12 protein-coding genes and 2 pseudogenes are annotated in these 17,081 nt (G+C 63.3%); 7 read left to right on the top strand and 7 right to left on the bottom strand.

Annotated elements, in window-relative coordinates; genetic code table 11:
* Window positions 1–12: 12 nt before the first annotated feature.
* The 4 genes and pseudogenes from AC56QP_RS27420 (at window position 13) to AC56QP_RS27405 (ending at window position 5,844) form a co-directional block, all read left to right on the top strand.
* A pseudogene (locus AC56QP_RS27420) lies at window positions 13–2,129 on the top strand (ABC transporter permease).
* Window positions 2,126–3,220: a YncE family protein gene (locus tag AC56QP_RS27415; protein ID WP_489862634.1), complete on the top strand. Its 1,095-nt coding sequence runs from the start codon at window positions 2,126–2,128 to the stop codon at window positions 3,218–3,220. Before AC56QP_RS27420 ends, AC56QP_RS27415 begins: the two are co-directional and overlap by 4 nt.
* A 3-nt stretch (window positions 3,221–3,223) precedes the next feature.
* Complete coding sequence (locus AC56QP_RS27410) at window positions 3,224–4,723, top strand: sugar ABC transporter ATP-binding protein (protein WP_489862635.1); 1,500 nt, start codon at window positions 3,224–3,226, stop codon at window positions 4,721–4,723.
* Window positions 4,724–4,947: 224 nt separating this feature from the next.
* The gene (locus tag AC56QP_RS27405; RefSeq protein WP_489862636.1) at window positions 4,948–5,844 is read left to right on the top strand and encodes a LysR family transcriptional regulator; all 897 of its coding nucleotides are present in this window, start codon (window positions 4,948–4,950) and stop codon (window positions 5,842–5,844) included.
* Between the two features lie 79 nt (window positions 5,845–5,923).
* Here the strand turns inward: AC56QP_RS27405 and AC56QP_RS27400 are convergent, their stop codons facing one another.
* Window positions 5,924–7,420 carry an aldehyde dehydrogenase family protein gene (locus AC56QP_RS27400; RefSeq protein WP_489862637.1) on the bottom strand — a complete coding sequence of 499 codons (1,497 nt, stop codon included), beginning with the start codon at window positions 7,418–7,420 and terminating at the stop codon, window positions 5,924–5,926.
* Window positions 7,421–7,562: 142 nt separating this feature from the next.
* Here AC56QP_RS27400 and AC56QP_RS27395 point away from each other — a divergent pair, with 142 nt between their 5' ends.
* Genes AC56QP_RS27395 through AC56QP_RS27385 form a run of 3 tightly spaced genes read left to right on the top strand, consistent with a single transcriptional unit; the run spans window position 7,563 to window position 10,615 of the window.
* Window positions 7,563–8,306 carry a glucose 1-dehydrogenase gene (locus AC56QP_RS27395; protein WP_489862638.1) on the top strand — a complete coding sequence of 248 codons (744 nt, stop codon included), beginning with the start codon at window positions 7,563–7,565 and terminating at the stop codon, window positions 8,304–8,306.
* Between the two features lie 25 nt (window positions 8,307–8,331).
* Entirely contained in the window at window positions 8,332–9,474 is a 1,143-nt protein-coding gene (locus AC56QP_RS27390) for an isocitrate/isopropylmalate dehydrogenase family protein (protein WP_489862639.1), read from the top strand.
* A 1-nt stretch (window position 9,475) separates the two neighbouring features.
* Window positions 9,476–10,615 carry an alpha-hydroxy acid oxidase gene (locus AC56QP_RS27385; protein ID WP_489862640.1) on the top strand — a complete coding sequence of 380 codons (1,140 nt, stop codon included), beginning with the start codon at window positions 9,476–9,478 and terminating at the stop codon, window positions 10,613–10,615.
* 400 nt (window positions 10,616–11,015) lie between these two features.
* Here AC56QP_RS27385 and gloA2 read toward each other — a convergent pair whose 3' ends face one another.
* The 6 genes and pseudogenes from gloA2 to AC56QP_RS27355 all read right to left on the bottom strand — a co-directional run bounded on the left by gloA2 (window position 11,016) and on the right by AC56QP_RS27355 (window position 16,878).
* Window positions 11,016–11,399 carry an SMU1112c/YaeR family gloxylase I-like metalloprotein gene (gene gloA2 / locus AC56QP_RS27380; protein WP_489862641.1) on the bottom strand — a complete coding sequence of 128 codons (384 nt, stop codon included), beginning with the start codon at window positions 11,397–11,399 and terminating at the stop codon, window positions 11,016–11,018.
* A 271-nt stretch (window positions 11,400–11,670) separates the two neighbouring features.
* Window positions 11,671–11,849: pseudogene (locus tag AC56QP_RS27375) on the bottom strand (GntR family transcriptional regulator); the annotation flags it as partial.
* 155 nt (window positions 11,850–12,004) lie between these two features.
* Window positions 12,005–12,892 carry an NAD(P)-dependent oxidoreductase gene (locus AC56QP_RS27370; protein ID WP_489862642.1) on the bottom strand — a complete coding sequence of 296 codons (888 nt, stop codon included), beginning with the start codon at window positions 12,890–12,892 and terminating at the stop codon, window positions 12,005–12,007.
* Between the two features lie 43 nt (window positions 12,893–12,935).
* On the bottom strand, window positions 12,936–14,660 hold the full coding sequence (locus AC56QP_RS27365; RefSeq protein ID WP_489862643.1) for an ABC transporter permease subunit: 1,725 nt from the start codon (window positions 14,658–14,660) through the stop codon (window positions 12,936–12,938).
* Window positions 14,653–15,732: an ABC transporter ATP-binding protein gene (locus AC56QP_RS27360; protein ID WP_489862644.1), complete on the bottom strand. Its 1,080-nt coding sequence runs from the start codon at window positions 15,730–15,732 to the stop codon at window positions 14,653–14,655. Before AC56QP_RS27360 ends, AC56QP_RS27365 begins: the two co-directional genes overlap by 8 nt.
* Before the next feature lie 36 nt (window positions 15,733–15,768).
* Entirely contained in the window at window positions 15,769–16,878 is a 1,110-nt protein-coding gene (locus tag AC56QP_RS27355; protein ID WP_489862645.1) for an extracellular solute-binding protein, read from the bottom strand.
* Between the last annotated feature and the right edge of the window lie 203 nt (window positions 16,879–17,081).

The raw sequence follows: 17,081 nt of genomic DNA, 5'->3' as shown, positions 1-17,081 counted from the left end.
CGGACTGACTTGATGAGCATGGCCGAAAGCCTTGTGCGCTGGCGCTACCGCCTGCTCCCCGACCACGTGGTCGGGGAGATCCTGACCAAGAAATGGATCGACAGCGTCATCCCTTTCACGGCGCTGGTCATTCTGTGCGCGATCTTCGGCTCGATCGTGCCGGGCTTCTTCAGCGTGGCGACACTGACCAATCTCAGCGGCCAGACCGCCGAGCTCGGTCTAGTCGTGCTCGGCATGACCATCGTCATGGTCTCGGGCGGCATCGACCTGTCGGTCGGTTCGACCTTCGCGCTGGCGGTGCTGGTGACGCTCTACGGCATGAATGTCGGGCAATGGAGTTTCGGCACCGGCCTGCTGGCGTGCCTCGGGCTCGGCATCGTCTGCGGCGCCATCAACGGCTTCCTGGTCGGCTTCCTGCGCATGCGGGCATTCCTGACCACGCTGGTGACGCTCATCATCTACCGTTCGACCTTCGATGTCATCTTCCCGCAGGTCTCGACGCCGATCGTCACGAGCGGGCCGGATTCCCCGACCTATGATTTTCTCGGCTTCGGCACGATCTGGGGCGTGCCGACCTCCTTCGTCGTCTTCGTGGTCATCGCACTGGTGATCCACCTCATGCTGTCGCGCGCCCGCTATGGCTGGCGGCTGTTCGCTGTCGGCGGCGCGCGCCGCTCCGCGTACAATGCCGGCATCAATGTGCGCTTTACCCTGTTCAGCGCCTACGTTCTTTGCTCGGTGCTGGTCGCGCTCTCCGGCTTCTTCTTCTCCGCCCGCATCGGCAGCGCTGCTTCCGATATCGGCACCGGGCTCGAACTGCAGGTGCTGACCGCGACCGTGCTCGGCGGCATCTCGCTTGGCGGCGGGCGCGGCTCGGTGGCCAAGGCCCTGATGGGGACGATCTTCGTGCTCGTCCTGTCGAACAGCCTGCTCGCTCTGGCCGTGTCTGGCCCGGTCAACTATCTGATCCTCGGCCTCGTTCTGCTTTTCTCGGTCCTGCTCGACGTGCGCTGGGTGAAGAACCGCCACAAGATCCTGCGCAGCGTCTACATCTCGCCGACCTTCGCCAAGATGCGCGAGCCGATCTCGACCGCGCCAGGCACGCCGATCGCGGTGAACGACCGGCTCAAGGATGTCGGCGTGATCGGCCTTGGCGTCCTCGACGGCGCCGAAGATGTGATCTTCGACCGCCAGGACCGCCTCTACACCGGCACCCGACAAGGCGACATCTGCGCTTTCAGCCCCCGCACTACACCGAGAGCGAAGTGTTCGCCCACATTGGCGGCTCGCCGCTCGGCATGGCATTCGATCGCGACGACAATCTGGTCATCTGCGTCGCCGGCATGGGCCTTTACCGGGTCGCGCCGAACGGTGAGGTGAAGCTGCTTACCGCCGAGACCAACCGCTCGCTGACTTCGGTCGTCGACGACTCGACGATGAAGCTCGCCGACGACTGCGACATCCTTCCCGACGGCCGCATCGTCTTTTCCGAAGCCACCGTGCGCTTCGAGATGCATGACTGGTACGCCGATGCGCTGGAAAGCCGCGGCAACGGACGTATCATCGTCCATGATCCGAAATCCGGTTCGACGCGCACGCTCTTGTCGAACCTGGTCTTCCCCAATGGCATCTGCACGGCATTCGACGGCCAGTCCGTGCTGTTCGCCGAAAGCTGGGCCTGCCGCATCAGCCGCTACTATTTCGACGGGCCGAAGAAGGGCAAGGTCGAACGCGTCATCGAGGGATTGCCCGGCTATCCCGACAACATCAACCGCGCTTCGGACGGAACCTACTGGCTCGCCTTGATGGGCATGCGCACGCCGGCGCTCGACCTGTCGCTGGAAATGCCGGGCTTCCGCCGCCGCATGGCGCGGCGCGTGTCGGAAGATGCGTGGCTGATGCCCAACCTCAACACTGGTTGCGTGCTGCGCTTCGACGAAAACGGCCAGATCCTCGAAAGCCTGTGGGACCGCGCCGGCGAGAGGCATCCGATGATTACCTCGATGCGCGAGCACAAGGGCGTGCTCTATCTCTGCGGCATCTTCAACAACCGCATGGGAACCCTGCCGCTGAAGGGCGTCGATCCCAACTGGTTCAGCTCGGATTCCTACTGGGGCAAGAAGGCATGAGCGCCGTGAGCCAGCTTTTCGACCGCTTTCTCGGCCGTGGCGACTGGGCGGTGACGGTGCCGACGCTTGACGGCCCCTTGCTGCCCAACCAGGGGTTGGAGGAAGCCGAGACCTTCGCCAGCCTCGCCGACGCCGATAATCTCGTGCGCACCGACAAAAGCGTGCTGGCCAGCAGCGCCGCCTCGCTGGTGCGTTTCGGCGCCGATGGCCAGGCCGAGGTGCTGCAGGAATTCCCAGGCGAGATCACCGCCCTCGCCCATGCCCGCGGCATGACGGCGCTGGCGATCGACGGCAAGGGCGTCGTCATCCGGGGCGGCCTGCATGACGGGCGCGAGGCGACAGGCGACGAGGCCTTGCGGCTCTCCTGCATCACAGCCCTCACCTTCCTCGACAGCAACAGCCTGCTGATCGCCAATGGCTCGGCCGCGCTGCCGGCAAGCGGCTGGCGCCGCGACCTGATGCGGAAGAATGCTTCCGGTTCGCTCTGGCGCCTTGATTTGAAAAGCGGCCGGCTGGAGCTGATCCGCGACGGCCTGGCCTGGCCGGCCGGCATAGCCACCACCGGCTCCAACCGCATCTATGTCACGGAGGCCTGGCGCCACCGTGTGGTGGCGATCGACCTTGCCACCAAAACGACGACGGCGGTGCTGGAACATCTGCCGGCCTACCCCGCCCGCATCGCGCCCGCCTTCAACGCCGGCTACTGGCTGACCTTCTATTCCGTCCGCAACCAGCTGGTGGAGTTCATCCTGCGCGAGGAGACCTATCGCAAGCGCATGCTGGCCGAGGTCCCCGAAGCCTATTGGATGGCGCCGTCGCTGAGCTCATGGCGCGATTACCGCGAGCCGATGCAAGGCAGCCAGCTGAAGCAGATGAATGTGCTGAAGCCCTATGCCGTCACCCGATCCTACGGGCTGGTGGTGCATTGCGACCAGAACATGAAGCCGCTGTCGAGCTACCATTCGCGCGCCGACGGCATGGTGCATGGCACGGTCAGCGCCTGCGAGTCTGGTGACGATCTGCTGGTCGCCTCGCGCGGCGGCTCGAGAGTCGTGCGCGTGGCCGGCGCCGCCGGCGGCAAGCGGGGTTAAGCCATGTCGGACGCCAACATCATCGAGCTCACGGACGCCACCAAGGCGTTCTCGCGTATCCCGGCCTTCAAGAATGTCAATTTCGACCTGCGCAAGGGCGAGATCCATGCGCTGCTCGGCGAAAACGGAGCCGGCAAGTCGACGCTGACCAAGGTCATGGCGGGTGTGTTCAAGCTGACCGAGGGCAAGATGACCTTCGACGGCAAGGACGTCTCCTTCTCGACGCCCGCCGAAGCGCTGCGAGCCGGCATCGCCATGGTGTTCCAGGAAACCAATCTGGTGCCGGCCATGACCGTGGCGCAGAACCTGTATCTCGGCGAAGAGAAGATGTTCAACCGGCTGCGCGGCCTCTATATCCAGGCGCGGCAATTCCTGGCCGGCATGGGCTTCCAGGTCGATCCGACCGCGCAGGTCAGCACGCTGGGCGCGGCGCACAAGCAGATGGTCGAGATCGCGCGTGCCGTCCACCACAAGGCCCGCGTCATCATCTTCGACGAGCCCACCGCGACATTGACCCCGGAAGAGAAGAGCCACTTCTTCAACCTGCTCCATCGCCTCGTCAAGGAAGGCATCGCCATCATCTTCATCAGTCATGCGCTCGAAGAGGCACTTGCCGTCGCCGATCGCATCACCGTCATGCGCGATGGCGAGATCGTGGCATCGGGCGACGCCAAGGGTTTTACGCGCGCAACCATCGTCCAGGCCATGGTCGGACGGACGTTGACCGAGACGCTGCACGGCGAGGTCAAGCGCACGGCACGGCCCTATGGCGACAAGGTGCTTTCCGTCGAGAACCTGTCCTGCGCCGGCCTGGTGCGCAACTCCTCATTCTCGGTCTTCTCAGGCCAGGTCACCGGCATGTTCGGCCTCGTCGGCGCCGGGCGCACCGAGATGGCCAAGGTCGTTGCCGGCTTGTTGAAGCGCAACATCTTCCATGGCGGCGAAATTCGCCTGCTCGGCAAATCAGTGCGCTACCGCGTGCCGAGGCCCGCCGTGCGCGACGGCATCGTCTACGTCACCGAGGACCGCAAGTTCGACGGCTTCTTCGAAACCATGACAGCGGGCGAGAACCTGCAGATGGGCGAGTTGACCGAGGGAGCCAACCCGGTCTCTATGGTGTCGCTGGCGCGTGCCAGGCAGCTTGCCCGGGAATGGGGCGAGCGCCTGAGTCTGCGGCAGATCAGCGACCGCGCCCGGATGATCGAACTCTCCGGCGGCAATCAGCAAAAGGTCGTGATCGCCAAGTCGCTGATCCAGAAGCCGAAGCTGGTGATCTTCGACGAGCCGACGCGCGGAGTCGACGTTGGCGCCATCGTCGAAATCCACCAGCTCATCAGCGATCTCGCCGACCAGGGCATGGCCGTCGTCGTGATCTCTTCCTATCTGCCTGAAATCCTTGCCGTTTCCGATCGTGTCCTGGTCGTGAAGCGCGGCCGCGTGGTCGAGGAGATGATGCTGTCCGAAGCGACAGAAGAACGCGTCATGTTCGCTGCTGTCCACTGATCCGAGTTCGAAGAGGGATATCTTGCTGGCAAAAGTAATTCCAGGAAAAGTGCGTAGCGGTTTCCGTCCGGAATTACGTGAAAACAAAGAGTTAGATCGGTCGATGATTCTACCAATCATCTAATCGATCTAAGCCAGGACCAATGCCTGGCCCGGCCCTATTGCCTTGCAATCAGTTCCGCGTCTGAATACGTCAGGAGGTCTGATCACCTGCCCGAGCGGAAATGTCCAGCATCAACCTCAAACTTCTGCAGACGTTCCTGCTTGCCGCCGAAAACGGCAGCTTCCGTCGTGCTGCCGAAGAGAGCAACCGGTCGCCATCGGCGGTCTCGATGCAGATCCGCGACCTCGAGGAGCAGATCGGCATCTCGCTCTTCATCCGCACCGCGCAGCGTGCCAGCCTGACGCCGGAAGGCCAAGTCCTGTTCGAGGAGATCGCAAATGCGATGTCGCAGGTGCAGACCAGCCTCGACCGGCTGACTGAGATCGCCGCGCGCCGCAAGGGCAAGGTCCAGATCGCCTGCGCGCCGACGCTTGCCGCGAGCCGGCTGGGCGACATCCTCGCGACGTTCAAGCTGCGCTATCCCCGCAGCATCGTCGAGGTCATCGAGACCCCGCCCCAGGCGGCCCTTGGCCTTTTGCAACAGCAGGAGGTCGAGTTCTACATCGGCCCCGAACTGCCGAACCTGACCGACTTTCAGTTCGAATCGATCCTCGACGATCCGCTGATGGCTTGTATCCCCACGGAAATATACGGCGGCGAAAAGAAACTGCTGCTCGCCGATTTGCTGCGCTATCCGCTGATCCTGCTCAACCGCAAGACGGCGGTGCGCGGCCTTGTCGACAGGCTGACGGCGGCGGAAGGCATCGAACTCAAGCCGCAATACGAAGTCGAAAGCGCGCAGACCGCCGTTGCGCTCGTGTCCTCCGGACTGGGCGTCTGCGTCGTGCCAGGCATTGCCATCTCGCGCAATGACGAGCGCATGCGCGTCGTGCCGATCGACCATCGCGACGCCCACCGCGCTGTCGGCATCATCACCGCCCGCGGCTATGTGCACCACAGCTTTTCCGAACAGCTGATGAACCTGATCCGCACCAACCTGCGCGAACTGGCGCACTGACCGCTGCGCTTAGACGCATCTTTCGATCGCGCGCCCAGGCGTGTCGAGATCCAGGTCAGGCCGGGCCTCCACCTGAATATCAGTCGGTCTGGATCCAGACCGACTTGGTCTCCAGATACTCATGCAGGTGTTCGATGCCACCCTCGCGGCCGTATCCGGACATCTTCATACCGCCAAACGGCACGGCGGGATCGATGGCGTGGTACATGTTGACCCAGACCGAGCCGGCCTTGATGCGGCGCGCGAGCTTGTGCGCGGTGCCGAGATGGGTGGTGAAGATGCCGGCGGCGAGGCCATAGGGCGTCGCATTGGCGCGCGCCACAGCTTCATCAAGCGTATCGAAGGGCATGGCGGAAATGACCGGCCCGAAGATTTCCTCCCGCGCGATGGTCATCTGGTCCGACACCGCGCCAAAGACAGTCGGCGCGATGAAGTTGCCGCTGTCGTAGAGTTCGCCTTTCAGCCGCGATCCACCGGCAACCAGCTCCGCACCCTCATCGTTGCCGGCCTTGATATAGTCCTCGACCTTACTGGCCTGCCTGGCATTGATCAGCGGCCCGATCTCCGTCTCCGCTTCGATGCCGTGCCCGATGCGCAGCCTGCCGGCGAACTCGGCGACCCGGCGCACGAACTCGTCATGGATTTCGCGCGCCACGAACAGCCGCGAGCCGGCAATGCAGATCTGGCCCGAATGTACGAACACCGCCATCGCCGCGACCGGAACGGCCTTGTCGATGTCGGCGTCGCGGCAGACGATGATCGGCGACTTGCCGCCAAGCTCGAGTGAAACGCGCTTGAGATTGGCGACACCCGCCCGTGCGATGGCCTGCCCGGTCAGCGTCGAGCCGGTGAAGACGATCTTGTTGACGTCGGGATGTTCGGCGAGCCGCGCGCCGACCTCGGCCCCGGTTCCGGTAACGATGTTGACCACGCCGTCGGGCACGCCGGCCTCCTGCATCAGCTTGGCGATCAGCAGCGGCGTCAGCGATGCATCCTCGGAAGGCTTCAGCACGATGGTGCAGCCGGTGGCGAGCGCCGGCGCGATCTTCCAGATCGAGGCGGCGGTGGGCGCATTCCAGGGAATGATCGCGCCGACGACGCCGACCGGCTCGCGCCTTGTGAAGCTGACGATCTCGCCGGGAAAGGAATTGTCGATCGCCTCGCCATGCAACGCCGTCGCCATGCCGCCATAGAAGCGCAGCATGCCGATGACGCGGCGCCGGTTGGCCAGCGTGCGGGTGATCGGCAGGCCCATGTCGAGCGTGTCGGAAACGCTGAGTTCTTCCCAATGCCTCTCGAACAGATCGGCGATGCGCAAGAGCACGCATTGCCGATCGTAGGGCGAGAATTTGGACCAGGGGCCTTCGAAAGCCGCGCGCGCGGCGGCCACCGCCGCATCGATATCCGCGGCACCACCGCGCGGTACCGTGGCCAGCACCTCGCCCGTCGCCGGGTTCAGCGCCTGCATCTCCTGGCCGGACAGGGCCGGAACCCATTTGCCGCCGATGAACATGGGCCGGAATTCGCCGTGGTAGAGCGTCGTGGCCTTCGCCCTCGGGTCGAAATTCACTGTCATCTCTTCCTCCTCACGAATTCCGCCGCGACTATTACTCCCGCCACCGACGACCTCAAACAAGGAAAGCTAAAAGGGCGTTCAGATAATCGGACTGTGCAATGCGCGCGACTTCCCCGATGGTGCCGACAACGGAGGAACAGATATGAGACTTGCTGGCAAGGTCGCCATCGTCACCGGTGGCGGTTCGGGTTTTGGTGAAGGCATCGTCAGGAAATTCGTCACCGAGGGTGCGCTGGTCGTGCTCATGGACCGCGACGAAGGGGCCGCTTCGCGGGTCGCGAGCGAGGTCGGCCAGAATGTGCGGCCGATCGTCGGCGACGTTTCGACACTGGAGAGCTTCGTAGCGGTCGCCGATCTCGCCCGCTCGGCCTTTGGCGGCCTCGACATACTGGTCAACAATGCCGGCGTCGCACAGCCGCCCTTGCCATTGGAGACGATGGACGAAGCGCTGTTCGACCGCATCGCCAACGTCAACATGCGCTCTATCTACAACGGCGCCCGCGCGGTCGTCCCGCATTTCAAGTCCATCAAATCGGGCGCGATCCTCAACGTCGCTTCCACCGGCGGCGTCTCGCCGCGCCCGAACCTCACCTGGTACAACGCCTCCAAGGGCTGGGCGATCGCCGCCACCCGCGCGATGGCGGTGGAACTCGCGCCCTTCGGCATCCGCGTCAACGCAATCAACCCGGTCGCCGGCGACACGCCGCTCCTGTCCACCTTCATCGGCTCCGGCGAGGAGAACCGCGCGCGCGTCGTCGCCACCATTCCGCTCGGCCGGCTGTCGACGCCGGCGGATATGGGCAACGCCGCCGCCTTCCTGTGTTCCGACGAGGCCAGCATGATCACCGGCGTCGACCTCAACGTCGATGGCGGCAAGTGCATTTGAGATTCTGGCACATGGGGGTTCGGCGATGAAGGAAGTCTACGAGATCGCGGTCGTGCATGGCGACGGCATCGGCCCTGAAGTCTGCGCCGCCACGGTCGAGGTGGTGAAGGCGGCGCTCGGCTCCAACAGCCCGCTGCGCTTCAGCGAATATCCGGCCGGCGCGGAGCACTTCCTGAAGACCGGCCAGAGTTTTCCCGAGCCAACCTTCCAGGCATGCCGGGCGGCCGATGCGATCCTGCATGGCGCGGGCGGCCTGCCCGGCGTGGTCCACCCGGACGGCACCGAAGCAGGGCTGGATTTCACGCTCAGGCTCCGCTTCGAACTCGACCTCTACGCCAACATCCGCCCCATCCGGCTCTTCGAAGGTGTGCCGAGCCCGTTGAGCGGGGTGAAGGCGGGCGACATCGACTACATCATCCTGCGCGAGAACAGCGAAGGGCTTTACGCCGCGCGCGGCTCGGGTGCGCTGTTGCGCGGCGAAGTCGCCGTGGACACGCTGGTGCAGACGCGCCTCGGCATCGAGCGCATCGTGCGCAAGGCCTTCGAACTGGCGCGCAAGTCCAGGGGCGCCCCTCGCGACGGCGTGCGCCGGGTCACCTGCTGCGACAAGGCCAACGTGCTGCGCAGCTATGCCTTCTTCCGCTCCGTTTTCGACGAGGTGGCGAAGGGCTATCCCGACATCGCGACCGAGCATGCGCTGGTCGACGCCATGGCGATGCATCTCGTGCTGAAGCCCGGCCATTTCAACGTTATCGTCAGCGAGAACATGTTCGGCGACATCCTGTCTGACCTGGCCGCCGCGACGGTCGGCGGGATGGGCATGGCGCCCTCTGCCGAGATCGGCGAGACGAACGGCTTCTTCCAGGCCGCGCACGGTTCCGCCCCCGATATTGCCGGCAAGGGTATTGCCAATCCCTATGGGACGATCCTGTCGGCGGCATTGATGCTGGACTGGCTTGGCCACAAGCATGGCGACGAGAAGCTCAATCGGGCCGCCGATCGCATCCGCCGTGTGACGGAGGACTGCCTGGCTGGCGGCCTTCTCAGCGCCGACCTGAAAGGCAGCGCCTCGACCCATGAGATAACCCATTCCGTTTGCGACAGGCTCGCGGCGTCCCGGGATGAAGCAGTCATGACCAGACCGGCGATGACGGCGGGAGAGGCGTGAGTTGACGGCGCTCCATCGCAAGGTCTCGGTAGAGGATTTCCGCAACCTTGCGCACCGCCGCCTGCCGAAATCGGTCTTCGACTTCGTCGATGGCGGGGCAGGACAGGAACTCACCCTCAACGCCAATCGCAGCGATTTCGAGAAAATCAGGCTGCTGCCGCGCGTGCTGACCGATGTCTCCCAGCCGGACCTTTCCACATCGCTGTGGTCGCAGACCCTGCCGACGCCGCTGGTGATCAGCCCGATGGGCTCCTGCGCACTGGTCAGGCCCGGGGCCGACATCGCCATCGCCAGGGCAGCGGCCGCGCGCGGCATCCCCTACACGCTCTCCACCATGGCCACGACCAGCATCGAGCGCATGGCCAGGGCCGTCGAAGGACCGCTGTGGTTCCAGCTCTATGTCTTGAAGGATTTCGACTTCAACCGCCAGTTGGTGCGGCGAGCGGAAGAATTCGGCTATTCGACGCTGGTGGTGACCCTCGATCTGCAGGCCGGGGGAAAACGCGAAAAGGATCTCCGGAACGGCATATCGATCCCGCTGCGCCCCTCGCCCCGGCATCTCTGGGAAGCCATGCTGCATCCTGGCTGGTCGCTACGCATGTTGCGCGGCGGGCTCCCGCAATTCGAGAACGTTCGCGGGTATCTCGGCGACACCAGCGCGGGGCTGACCATCGCCGCGCGTGTCGGCTCCAACCTCCATGCCGGCTTCACCTGGGACGATTTCCGCCGGATCCGGGACTGGTGGAAGGGCCGGCTGGTGGTGAAGGGCGTCCTGCACGCCGGCGATGCGGCGAACCTCCTAGCCGCAGGCGCCGACGGTATCTGGGTGTCCAACCATGGCGGCCGCCAGCTCGACGGTGCCATATCGAGCATCGATGCGTTGCCCGCCATCCACCAGGCACTCGGTGCCAGGGTGCCGATCATGATCGATTCCGGTATCCGCACCGGCATGGATATCATAAAGGCCAAGGCACGCGGCGCCTGCGCATCGGCCATCGGCAGAGCCGCCCTGTTCGGCGCCGTCGCTGGGGAGGCCGGCGCGGCGAAGGTCCTCGATATCATCTTGGACGAAATAGTGACTGGCCTCAAGCTTTGCGGACTGCCCTGTTTTGAGAAAGTGGGGCCAGAACTGATAGTGTAGTGCCAAACGAATGATCAGCACTTCGTGGAGGGAGCGCTGGCAGAGCAAAGCTGCTGACCTCGGACATTTGTACTATGTCGGCTTCGCGCCGCGGTCCCTGTAATATCCGCTTTTTGGGAAGCGGCAGCTATTCTCTCAATGGCCGATGTGAGGCGCATAGCGGTCGGCCACCTAGAGCAGTTCACCGTTTCACGGAAACGGCAAACCGCTCTAACTCTTTGTTTTAACGCAATTCCCAAGGGAAAGCGCTGTGCGCTTTTCTCGGGAAAACCGTTTCACACTTTTCCTGGAATTGCTCTGGCGAGTAGCAAGGAGCCTTGTGACGCACCCGAGTTGCGGATTATGTCCGCCGACTGCCGTCCCCACCTCCGATGACGTGGTCGTGAAAGCGAACCGTTCCTTACGGGGCTTCGTAGAGTTCCAGCGGCAGTCCATCAGGGTCTCTGAAAAAGGTAAACCGTTGGTCTGTATATGGGTCGATCCGGATTGGCTCAACGGCAACGCCGGCGGCTTCCAGCCGGATAATTACAGGATCAAGATTCGCCACGGCAAATGCCAGATGTCTCAGGCCTGTCGCCTCTGGATGGGACGGCCGCATCGCTGGTGCAGGGAAAGAGAACAATTCCAGCTGGACGGACCCGATCCGCAGATCCGCCTTCCATGACTGCCGGCCCTCCCGATAGACCTCCCGGATCAAGTCGAGGCCGAGGAGTTCGACGTAGAACCGTCGCGACCGGTCATAGTCGGTGCAGATGAGCGCGACGTGGTGAATGGCGTTCAGCATGCCGCGAACTCTAGCCAAGCTGGGATTTGAGTCCAGGTCATCATCGGGTGCGCAGGCGTCCCTAAAACTCTGTCGCTGGGCTGGTGGCGACGTTGATATCTGGAAGCACAGTCCAGTCGCGGTCTCCAGGATGCTGCGAAAATGCGGCTGGCAAACGTCCTTGATGACTTTGAAGTCGTTCTCTGCGGCGGCAAATCCGTCACATCGCTGGACAACGAGCTCCCGCCCTCCCCGGCGATGTTCGCGGCAATGGACATCACCTCAATCGAACCGCGCCGAACGCGGCGAGGATTGCCTCGCGTTCGTCGAGCGCCTCCTCGGTCACGCAGGAATGGAACATCAGGCGGAACATAGGGAAGTGCGTGTGCTGGTCGCTCAAGGGGTCTCGCGGATAAGATCGTTTTGGGAAAGCTCCATGATCTTGTCGTGAAAGATTGCGTCGCGGGCTGCTGCTCGGCCTGCTGGCGGCCGGTGACCGAGAGGACGCGGCCGAGATCCGCCTTGCTGCTCTCGAACAAGGAGCGATACACGCACCTGTCAACAAGTTTACCATCGTCACCGATGAAAATGGCTCAAACCCGGCACTTCGACCGGCTGCGGAGTGCTCATGATCTTTTGGAAAAGGCTTGCACCATGGCCGCCGAATCCAGATCACCGTGGCCTTGCGCGACCGCGTCCTGCATCAGCTCGATCAAGGCATTCGAGAAAAGGCTCTGCATCCCGACATTCGCGGTTGCGTTCGCAAGCAGCCGGGCGCCGGCCAGATCCGTTTTCAAGGCCGATTGAACATCCGTGTAATCACCAGCAAGGATCATTTTCCTGAACGATTGCGAGCGCGCGTTGATCTCGTCGAGAAAGCAGGGGATCAGACTGAAGAACTGGTCGATATCCAGTCCCGAGTTTCTCAAAAAAGCCGCGCCGTGCAGGATTCCGATCGTGCTGGCAAAATAGACGCTGAGAAAGGCGAAGTCGCCCAGCACGGCCCCATCGATGCGCTCTCCCATGAGCGTGGCCCGTCCCGCCAGCGCCCTAAGGACAGGTTCGACCCGCAAGAAGAGGGCTTGTGGTCCGGCAAAGAAGATCACTGCCGTCGGCGTGCCGATCTGGGCCGGCGTGACGGCGATCTTGGCGTCCAGATAGTCGATGCGGGATGCCTGTGCGAACCGCTGGAAGCCATGGACTTCGTCCGGAGTGGCGGTGGACATCGGCACCAGGGCCTTGCGCTGGAGCGCTTCGACCACGCCCGGCTGCTTCAGGACGTCATACGTCGCCGGAAGATTCGAAAAGCATGTGAACGTGATCTCCGCGTCGCGACAGGCCTCGACGGCTGTCTCCGCCACGAAACATCCCGTCAGCCCCGCCAGCCGCTCCCTCGATCGATTCCAAACCGTGACGTGGTGCCCTGCCTCGATCAGCGCCTTGGCTACCGCCGTTCCCATGCTGCCGATGCCAAGCACGGCAACGGGGCGCCCGATTGTCGGTGACGACGGCATGTGGCGCTGCTCCTCAGTGTTGAGCCGGAGTCCTTCGGGCCGCTCAGGTCTCGACGGCACGGCGTCGCGCGATGACCTGGCCGATCAATACCGTCGACAGCGCGAACAGCCCGAGCAGGGTGAACACCGCGTTGACCGAGGGGGTGAAGCCGAACCGCATCTGGTTGAAGACCCAGATCGGCAATGTCTGGGACGGACCGGCGAGGAACAATGTCACCATCACCTCGTCCGCCGACAGGGTCAGGCCAAGCAGCATGCCGCCGATCGCGGCGCCGCGTATGAGCGGCAGCACGATCAGCCGGAAGCTCTGCAGGCGGCTCGCGCCCAGATCGAGAGAGGCCTCGAGCAGGGACGGATCAAGGCGCCGAAGCCGCGTCAGCACCAGGAGCATGGTGATGGGCATGATGAAGCTTGCCTGGCCGATGACGACGCGGGCGAGGCCCGGCGGAACCCCGACGATTTCCGTGCCGAGCACCATGACGATGCCGAGGACGACAGAAGGCATGGCGAGCGGCAGGGTCAGGAGCAGTTCGATGGCGCGCGAATAAAGCAGGTTGCGATAGTGGAGCACCAGCGCGAACGCTGTGCCGACGATGCTGGATATGACGACGACGCAGACCGCGACAATCAGCGAACGCTGTCCGGCGGCGATCAATCCCGAATTGCCGGCGAGCTCGGCATACCATTTGAAGGTCAGAGCCTGCAGCGGGAAGGCCTGCAAGGTCGAATCGTTGAACGAGAACACGACCATCAGCAGCAAGGGGGCATAGAGGAAGGCGACGACCACGCCATAAAGCGTCGCACCGCCAATGAAACCCAGCCGAGGCCCCTCACCGGCCGCCGGCGGCGGCTCCGAGGACGGCGCCTCGTCGCCCGAAAAGATTCCGCGCTGCGGGCAGGACCACAACACCACCGCAACGACAATGGACACGGCGACAATGAGTGCGATCGAAAGTGCGGCCCCGAAAGGCCAGTTGCTGGCGATGCCGAACTGCGAGGAGATCAGCACGCCAAGCGTGGTCCCATTGATCCCTCCGACCATGGATGGCGTCACATAGTCGCCGACCGTGACCAGGAAGGCGAGGCTGAAGCCGATTGCCAAGCTGCGCCGGGTGAGCGGCCAGATGACGTGGCAGAAGGTCTGGAACGTGGTCGCGGCCAGGTCCTGCGAGGCTTCGATCAGCGATTGCGGTATTTTCTCGAACGCGTTGAGCGTCGAGACGAAGATGAACGGGATGGATATGTAGGCGAATGTCAGCACCACCGACGAGCCGGTGTAAAGGAAGGCCGAGGACGGGCCGTCCAGGAGTCCGCTGGACACCAGGGAGGAATTCAGCACACCGTTCTGGCCCAAGATGAGGCGCCACGAAAACACCCTCATCAGCAGGCTGATCCACAAGGGGACCAGCACCAGGACGGTCAGGATGGAGCGGTTGTTCCTGACCACCCGGCCGACGAAATAGGCCATGGGATAGGCCACCAGCGCGCCCAGGAACGCACCGAGCAGGCTGAACTGAAAGGTCTGCTCGAGCAGTCGCCAGAATCCGGCCGAGTGCCACAGGCGCACGTAGTTGGCCAGCGTCGGTTCGAATTTGATGCGCCCGCCCGCCACCGACAGGAAACTCGTCCCGATCAGCAGGAGGTTCGGGATCAGCACGATCAGCGCCAGCCATCCGTAGACCGGCACTTGTGGCCAATCGATGCGGAACCTGACGCGCGCGGGCACGGCTGGGGCGGCGAACAGCGCCATGTCGGCCGATCTAGACATGAAAGATGTTTGCCTCCGCCAGATCGAGGCCGATTGAGACGGCCTGGCCGGCAACCAGGCTGTCGGCGCGGCTGGCCGGCACGCTGCCCATGATCCGCAGGTCGCCACAGCGTATGCCGACCTCGATGTTGGTGCCCAGGAAGAGCACGTTTTCGACAATGCCGGACAGGCGGCTTGTCGCGGAACTGTCCTTGTCGGGATAGATCCTGACATTGTCGTAACGCACCGCGACACGCGCCCTGCCGGACCTGTCGCCGCGTATTTCCGGGAACGTCACCCCGCCGATCGATCCGACATAGGCTCCATGATTGGCGGTGAATTCCACCGGCAGCATGTTGGAGTTGCCGACGAACTCGGCCACGAACTCCGATCGCGGCTTGAAATAAAGGTCCTGCGGTCTTCCCAACTGCGCGATCCGTCCCTCCCGCATCACCAGCACCCGGTTGGACATCGACAGCGCTTCGCCCTGGTCGTGGGTGACGTAGACGAAAGCGATGCCGAGCTCCTTTTGCAGTGAAACGAGCGTATGCTGCATCTGCTGGCGCAAGCGCAGGTCGAGCGCGCCCAAAGGTTCGTCGAGAAGCAGCAATTGCGGTCTCGAGACGATGGCGCGTGCGAGCGCGGCGCGCTGTCTCTGGCCGCCGGAAAGCAGATGCGGCAAGCGGCCCGCCAGCGATTCCATGGCGACGAGTTCCAGCGCCTGCATGGCCTTCCTTGTCCGCTCGGTCTTTGCCATGCTGGCCATTCGCAGCGGGTATTGAACGTTCTCGCTGATCGTCAGGTGCGGGAACAGGGCATAGCTCTGGAATACTGTGCGAAGGTCGCGCTTGTTCGGCGGCAGATGTGTGACATCGCCGCCGACCATCATAACGCGACCTTCGTCGGGCTTCTCGAAGCCCGCGATGGTGCGCAGGATCGTCGTCTTTCCGGAGCCGCTTGGACCGAGGATCGAGAAGAACTCGCCCGCGGCCACCTCGAACGACACTCTGTCGAGCGCTCGCTTGGTGTTGCCCGGATAGGTCTTGGAGACACTTTCCAGGCTAAGCACATGGTTGCTGACCGATTGCTGCATCGCAGTGGCTCCGGTTCTGGTTGCCTGCCGCGGGGCTTAGAGAATCCCCGATTTGAAATCGTTCCAGATCTGCAGGCGACGCTCGAGGTCTTCCGGTTTCTGGAAGACGACCAGCTTGTCCCAGAAACCGGGAGTGGCGGAGTCGACGATGTTGGTGATCTTCAATGCATCCTCGCTCAGCCCGGCGGCACGCGCGGATTCCGCGCTGAGCACGCCGTTGTTGGTGGACTTGGTGATGAAGCGCGACTGCCACTGAGTGCTCAGATTGTCATTCAGGAATTTGTAGACGATCGGGCGGTCGCCCTGCGGTGAAATCGAGGCGCAGTCGATCCAGGTCGGCGTCCCTTCCTTGGGCAGCGAATATTTGAAGTTCTTGCCTTTGGCCTGGAGGGATGTGACCACGGCGACATTCTGGCAATAGCCGATCACGGCCTCGCCCGCGGCGTAGATCGTCGACGCGTCGTCGAAGCCCCGGGCGATGACCCGGATCTGCCCGTGCAGCGCGCGCAAGGCGTCCGTGCACTTGCCGAATTCTTCTTCCGTCAGATTGAAGGGATCCTTGGCTCCGACATAGAGCGCGATCATCGGGAAGCTGATCGTGCAGTCGTCGAACATGTTCACCTTGCCCTTGTACTTCTCGTCCCAGAGCGTCGCCCATGTATCGGTCTCGGCCGTCGGGACGACGTCGGCATTGTACATCAGGGGCTGCGTGCCCCAATTGTAGGGAACTCCAACCAGTTCGCCGTCGACGGTGGTGAACTTCTGCCATGGCAGGTGGGACGATATGTTGGATGCGTTCGGCAGTTTGGAGGCGTCGATCTTCTTGATCAGTCCCGCGCCCTTGAAGCGCGACAAGGAGCCTGTCTCGACATAGAGGACGTCCGGCTGGATCGCCCCCGAGAATGGCTGCGAGTAGAGCTCATCCTCGGAGCCGATGCGAACCGCACGGACTTCGGTGTCGTTGGCGCGGCCCCATTCCTGGATCCAGTCGTCGTCGTGATATGTTTCCCAGGTCAGCAGCAGGATCTGCTCGGAGGCATTCGCCGGACGGATGATGTTCGGTGCAAACAGCGAACCGGCGATTGCCGCGCCACCGGCCTTGAGGATCGTGCGACGGCTGACGGCTTCATTCAGAAGTTTTTTCATGCCCAGGTCCTTTCCCATTTTCATGTCAGGAAGTGAGCAATCGCCGTGCCAGACGTCGGCGGCGCCTCCGCCGGATTGTCGCCGAGACTTGAGGCCGCCGCAAGTGGTTGATTCGATAGGCTGTTCACAGGCGCAGCCGTGCCGTGCAGCATTCTTGCCGTTTCGCCGTCGATTTGCAGCCGTCGCATCGGTGACGAACCAGT

It is taken from the genome of Mesorhizobium sp. RCAM 05104, from assembly GCF_059683645.1.
The sequence above is the reverse complement of the archived record's forward strand: the minus strand, read 5'-3'. Positions and strand labels throughout refer to the sequence as shown.